Here is a 5,671-nt window from a genome sequence, read left to right as displayed (position 1 = left end):
CGACGCGGCGGCCGCGGACGAGCAGCGGCTGCCGCAGCGACGGGCGGGCGAGCGCCTGGCGCGCGTGGCGGACGGTGGTGTCCAGCGCGTGCGACACCGTGCGCCCCGCCTCGGCGAGCTCGGCGAGGAGGTCGTCCGCGTCCCCGACCCCGAGGAGCGCCGCGACCTCGTCCTGGTCGACGCGCAGGAGCCGGTTGGTCGGCCGTCGGGTCACCACGTGCAGCGCGTCCCGCACGTCCAGCAGCCGCCGGTAGGCGGCGTCGAGGCTGCCGTGCGGCCGGTCGGTCAGCCAGGTCGCCGCGAGCGCGAAGACGACGACGGCGTCGCGGATGCCGCCCCGGGCCTCCTTGAGGTCCGGCTCCACGAGGTACGCGAGCTCCCCGCTGCGCTCCGCGCGCTGCCTCGTGCCGGTGAGGAGCTCGGGGAGCCGGCGCCGCGCGGCGCCGCGCCAGTCCGTGAGCAGCGCGCTGCGGGCACGCAGGACCACCGCCGGGTCGCCGGCGACGTGCCGCAGGTCCAGCAGCCCCACGGCCGCGGGGAGGTCGGCGGACGCGACCTGGCGGCACTGGGCGAGGGACCGGACGGCGTGGTCGAGGTCGAGCCCCGCGTCCCACACTGGGTACCAGAGGCGCTCCGCGACGGCCGCGACGGTGGCCGCGTCATGGCTGCGCCCGTCGTGGACCAGCAGGAGGTCCAGGTCCGAGGCCGGGGAGGCGTCCTGGCGGCCCAGGCTCCCGACGGCGCCCAGCGCGATGCCGTCACCGAGGGCGAGGTCGTGCGCGACGTCGTCCCAGAGACCCGCCAGGCGCGCGCTCACGAGCCCCGCCACGGTAGCCCGGCGCGTGACGCCGTCGGTGCCCGGGCCGAGCATCCGGCGGGCGAGGTCGAGGCGGTCAGCCCGGAGGCCCCACACCCCCACAGGGGGGCGCGGGGCCTCCGGGCCGTCCTGGCCGTCGACCGCGCCGTGCTCCGGTGCGGTCATGACGCGCCCCTCAGAGGGCGTCGATGCCGTGCTCGCCGGTGCGGACGCGGGCGACGTCCTCGACCGGGACCACCCACACCTTGCCGTCGCCGATCTTGCCGGTCTGCGCCGCGCCGACGATCACCTTGGTGACGCTCGCGGCGTCCTCGTCGGCGACCAGGACCTCGATGCGGACCTTGGGCACGAGGTCCACGGTGTACTCGGCGCCGCGGTAGACCTCGGTGTGGCCCCGCTGCCGGCCGTAGCCGCTCGCCTCGCTGACCGTCATGCCGCGGACGCCGAAGGCCTCCAGCGCCGACTTCACGTCGTCCAGCCGGTGCGGCTGGATGATGCCGGTGACGAGCTTGGTCATCACTTCACCTCCGTTGTGGTGCGCTCGGCGACGGCCGGCGCTGACGCCCCTGCCGGTGCCGGGGACGGGGCCAGGCTGGTACGGCTGTCGACGACCCGCCCGCCGATCGTCTCGTACGCACCCTCGCGGTGGACGGCCAGGTCGATGCCACCGACCTCCGCGTCCTCGCTGATGCGCCAGCCCATGGTGGCCTTGAGGGCCAGGGCGATGACGAGGGTGACCGCGCCGGACAGGGCCACCGCGACGAGGGCGATGAGCGCCTGCACGACGAGGAGGTTCACGCTGCCGCCGTACAGCAGGCCGCCGTCGGTGGCGAGGAGGCCGATGAGCAGCGTGCCGACGAGGCCGGCCACGAGGTGGACGCCGACGACGTCGAGCGAGTCGTCGTAGCCGAAGCGGTACTTCAGGCCGACCGCCAGGGCGGAGACGGCACCGGCGACGAGGCCGAGGACCGCGGCACCGACCGGGCTCAGCGCACCGGCGGCGGGCGTGATGGCCACCAGACCGGCGACGACGCCCGAGGCGGCCCCGAGGGACGTGGCGTGGCCGTCGCGGAGCTTCTCCGTCATGAGCCACCCGAGGATCCCGGCCGAGGCGGCCGTGGAGGTGTTGACCCACGCCAGGCCGGCGAGGCCGTCGGCGCCGTAGGCGGAGCCGGCGTTGAAGCCGAACCAGCCGAACCACAGCAGCGCGGCGCCGAGCATGACGAGCGGCAGGTTGTGCGGCCGCATCGGCTCGCGACCGAAGCCCTTGCGCTTGCCGACGACGAGGGCCAGGACGAGGGCCGCCATGCCCGCGTTGATGTGGACCACGGTGCCGCCGGCGAAGTCGACGGGGGTCGCGATGCTCGCGAACGGGCCCTCGTCGGAGAGCAGGCCGCCGCCCCAGACCATGTGGGCCATGGGGAAGAACGCGAACGTCACCCACAGGCCCGAGAACACCATCCAGGTGCCGAACTTCGCGCGGTCGGCGATGGCGCCCGAGATGAGCGCGACCGTGATGATGGCGAACGTCGCCTGGAAGCCGACGTCGACGATGATCGGCAGCCCGTCGGCGACGACGGCCGAGCCGTCCTCCGCGAAGACGCCCCCGCCGCCGAGGCCGAACTGCTCGAACGGGTTGGCGAAGAACCCGCCGACGCTCTGCGACCCGTACGACATCGACCAGCCCCAGAGGATGTAGATCACACCCACGAGGCCCATCGCGCCGAAGCTCATCATCATCATGTTGAGCACCGACTTGCCGCGCACCATGCCGCCGTAGAACAACGCCAGACCCGGCGTCATCAGGAGCACGAACGACGCCGACACCAGCATCCATGCGGTCAGACCCGCATCGATCTCCATGTTGTCTCTCCCCTCGCCAGCCGGGCGGCTGGTCCGGGGATCACTGTCCCGAGGCGCTGTTTCTCACGGCCGCCTCGAGCGTTACGCGCAGGTGACGAACCGCGCCCCCACGTGAACGTCTCGTTTCACGAGGCGGACCGCGCCGTCCGCGAGGCGGACACGGCGGCTGGTGCTCAGCCCTGGAGCAGCCCGTCGACGAACGCCTCCGGCTCGAAGGGCGCCAGGTCGTCCGCGCCCTCCCCCAGCCCGACGAGCTTGACCGGCACGCCGAGCTCGCGCTGGACGGCGACCACGATGCCGCCCTTGGCGGTCCCGTCGAGCTTGGTCAGGACGATCCCGGTCACGCCGGCGACCTCGCCGAAGACGCGCGCCTGGTTGAGCCCGTTCTGGCCCGTCGTGGCGTCCAGGACGAGGAGGACCTCCCCGATCGGGGCGCGCCGGGAGAGGATCCGCGTGATCTTGCCGAGCTCGTCCATCAGGCCGGCCTTGTTCTGCAGACGACCGGCGGTGTCCACGAGGACCACGTCCGCGCCCTCGTCGGTCGCGCGCCGCACGGCGTCGAACGCCACGGCCGCCGGGTCGCCACCGTCCTTGTCCGAGCGCACCGTCGGGACGCCCACGCGGGCCCCCCAGGTCTGGAGCTGGTCCGCGGCCGCAGCGCGGAACGTGTCGGCCGCGCCGAGGACGACGGAGCGTCCCTCGGCGACGAGCACCCGGGCGAGCTTGCCGACCGTCGTCGTCTTGCCCGTGCCGTTGACGCCGACCACCAGCACGACGGCGGGGTGGGAGGACCCGTCGTCGGCGACGCCCGGGGCGGTCCGCAGGGTGCGGTCCAGCGAGGGGTCGACGAGCGCGAGGAGCTGCTCGCGCAGCATCTCCCGCACCGCACCGGGCTCCCGGACGCCGAGCACGCGCACCCGCTCGCGGAGCCGGTCCACCAGCTCGGTCGTGGGGCCGGCGCCGACGTCGGCGAGGAGCAGCGTCTCCTCGATCTCGTCCCAGTCGTCCTCGGAGAGGTGGTCTCGCGAGAGGACCTGGAGCAGTCGGGTGCCCAGCGGGGAGCCGGACCGTGCCAGGCGCTCGCGCAGCCGGACCATCCGCCCGGCGACGGGCTCCGGCGCCTCGACGGCCGGTGCGACCGGCTCGGCCACCACCGCCCCGTCGGTGGGCACCTCGACCGTCGCGGTCGGTGCGGAGCCGTCGGTCGTCGGCGCGTGCTCGACGTCCTCGGCGGTCGTGGTGGGCGGCGCCTGCGGCTCGCGGCCGCGGCGGGAGCGGGAGCGGAGCCCGACGACGCCGAGGCCGACGACGAGGAGGGCCGGGAGGCCGTAGACGAGGAGATCGGTGAGGTCGTTCACGCGGGCAGTCTCTCAGGGTCGGCGCAGGTCCTCGACCCGCGGTCGGTCAGCGACGGACGCGGTGCTGCACCTGCTGGACGCCGTCGGCGACGGCGCCCTGGGCCCGCTCCAGCGCGGTGGCGAGCCGGTCCGCGCGGACGTAGCCCTGCGGGTCCGGCCGGCCGAGGTCGAAGAGGTCGGTCACCGACGTCTCGTCGTCGTCGAGGTCGTCGTCGACGGCCGCGCTGCGCAGCAGGACCGCACCGGCACGCGGCAGCGTCCTCGCACCGCCGCCCGGACCGCGACCCTGCGCCGTCCCTGCGGTGGTCCACCGCTCCCGGGCCAGCCCGCCGCGCAGCGCGTCGCGCGCGTCGGTGAGGACCTCGCGTGCCGGCCGCCCCGTCGAGACGACGGCGCTCAGCACGAGGACGGCGAGCGCGACGACGAGGGCCAGGACGACAGGTGCCACGACAGATCCCATGACTGCCAGTATCCGGCGTCGGGCCGTCGGCACCAGCGGGCGCACCCGGGGGTGGGCACGATCGCCACACGATCTTCACACCACGGGTGCCGCCTCAGGGCCGCGCGTCCTCCCGCAGCCGCTGGCTGATCACGGTCGTCACGCCGTCGCCGCGCATCGTGACGCCGTAGAGGGCGTCGGCGATCTCCATCGTCCGCTTCTGGTGGGTGACGACGATGAGCTGGGAGTCCTCCTGGAGCTCGGTGAAGATGTCGAGGAGCCGCCCGAGGTTCGCGTCGTCCAGCGCCGCCTCGACCTCGTCCATGACGTAGAACGGGCTGGGCCGCGCCTTGAAGATGGCGACCAGGAGCGCGACGGCGGTGAGCGAGCGCTCACCGCCGGACAGCAGCGAGAGGCGCTTGACCTTCTTCCCGGCGGGGCGGGCCTCGACCTCGATGCCCGTGGTGAGCATGTCGCCCGGCTCGGTCAGGACGAGGCGACCCTCGCCGCCGGGGAACAGCCGGGTGAACACCCGCTCGAACTGCACCGCGGTGTCGCGGTAGGCCTCGGCGAAGACCTGCTCGACCCGCTCGTCGATCTCCTTGACGATCTGGAGCAGGTCCGTGCGCGACTTCTTGAGGTCCGCGAGCTGCGTCGACAGGAAGGTGTGCCGCTCCTCCAGCGCCGCGAACTCCTCCAGGGCCAGCGGGTTGACCCGGCCCAGCAGGGACAGGGCGCGCTCCGCCGCCCGGAGGCGCTTCTCCTGCTCGGCCCGGACGAAGGGCACGGTGGCGGAGGCCTCCTCGACGCCCTCGGCAGACCCCTCGCGCGCCGCGCGCAGCGCGTCCGCCCGCTCCCCCCAGACCGGCACGGCGGTGTGGGGGCCGTACTCGTCGAGGAGCACCTGCGGGTCGAGGCCGAGGTCCTCGACCGCACGGTTCTGGAGCTGCTCGATGCGGAGCCGCTGCTGGGCACGGGCCACCTCGTCGCGGTGCGCCACGTCGGTGAGCTCGGCCAGCTCCGCGGCACGGCGGTCCACGTCGACGCGGACGGCGCGCACCTGCACCTCGCGCTCCGCCTGGGCGGCCTCGACCGCCTCCCGCTCGGCCGTCGCGCGACGCAGCGACTCCTCCAGCAGGGCCAGGGCGTGGTCGGCGCCGGCGCGCACCGCCTGGGCGCGCCGCGCCTGCTCGG

6 protein-coding genes are annotated in these 5,671 nt (G+C 74.5%); all 6 read right to left on the bottom strand.

The features are described 5' to 3' along the window. A partial coding sequence (locus N866_RS15885; RefSeq protein WP_034228148.1) for a [protein-PII] uridylyltransferase family protein occupies positions 1 to 982 on the bottom strand: 982 nt, incomplete at its 3' end. A gap of 10 nt (positions 983 to 992) precedes the next feature. Next, a complete protein-coding gene (locus tag N866_RS15880; protein ID WP_034228146.1) occupies positions 993 to 1,334 on the bottom strand; it encodes a P-II family nitrogen regulator in 342 nt (113 codons plus the stop codon). Then, a complete protein-coding gene (locus tag N866_RS15875) occupies positions 1,334 to 2,680 on the bottom strand; it encodes an ammonium transporter (protein WP_081802729.1) in 1,347 nt (448 codons plus the stop codon). Before N866_RS15875 ends, N866_RS15880 begins: the two co-directional genes overlap by 1 nt. Positions 2,681 to 2,853: 173 nt before the next feature. Continuing rightward, positions 2,854 to 4,038 (bottom strand): signal recognition particle-docking protein FtsY, encoded by a 1,185-nt coding sequence (ftsY, locus tag N866_RS15870; protein ID WP_034228144.1) that lies wholly within the window; start codon positions 4,036 to 4,038, stop codon positions 2,854 to 2,856. Between the two features lie 46 nt (positions 4,039 to 4,084). After that, on the bottom strand, positions 4,085 to 4,498 hold the full coding sequence (locus N866_RS15865) for a hypothetical protein (protein WP_155855423.1): 414 nt from the start codon (positions 4,496 to 4,498) through the stop codon (positions 4,085 to 4,087). Positions 4,499 to 4,592: 94 nt separating this feature from the next. Beyond that, the coding region (locus N866_RS15860; protein WP_034228141.1) for an AAA family ATPase at positions 4,593 to 5,671 on the bottom strand (1,079 nt) is incomplete at its 5' end.

This window comes from Actinotalea ferrariae CF5-4, from assembly GCF_000603945.1.
Taxonomy (GTDB): Bacteria; Actinomycetota; Actinomycetes; order Actinomycetales; family Cellulomonadaceae; genus Actinotalea; species Actinotalea ferrariae.
The sequence above is the reverse complement of the archived record's forward strand: the minus strand, read 5'-3'. Positions and strand labels throughout refer to the sequence as shown.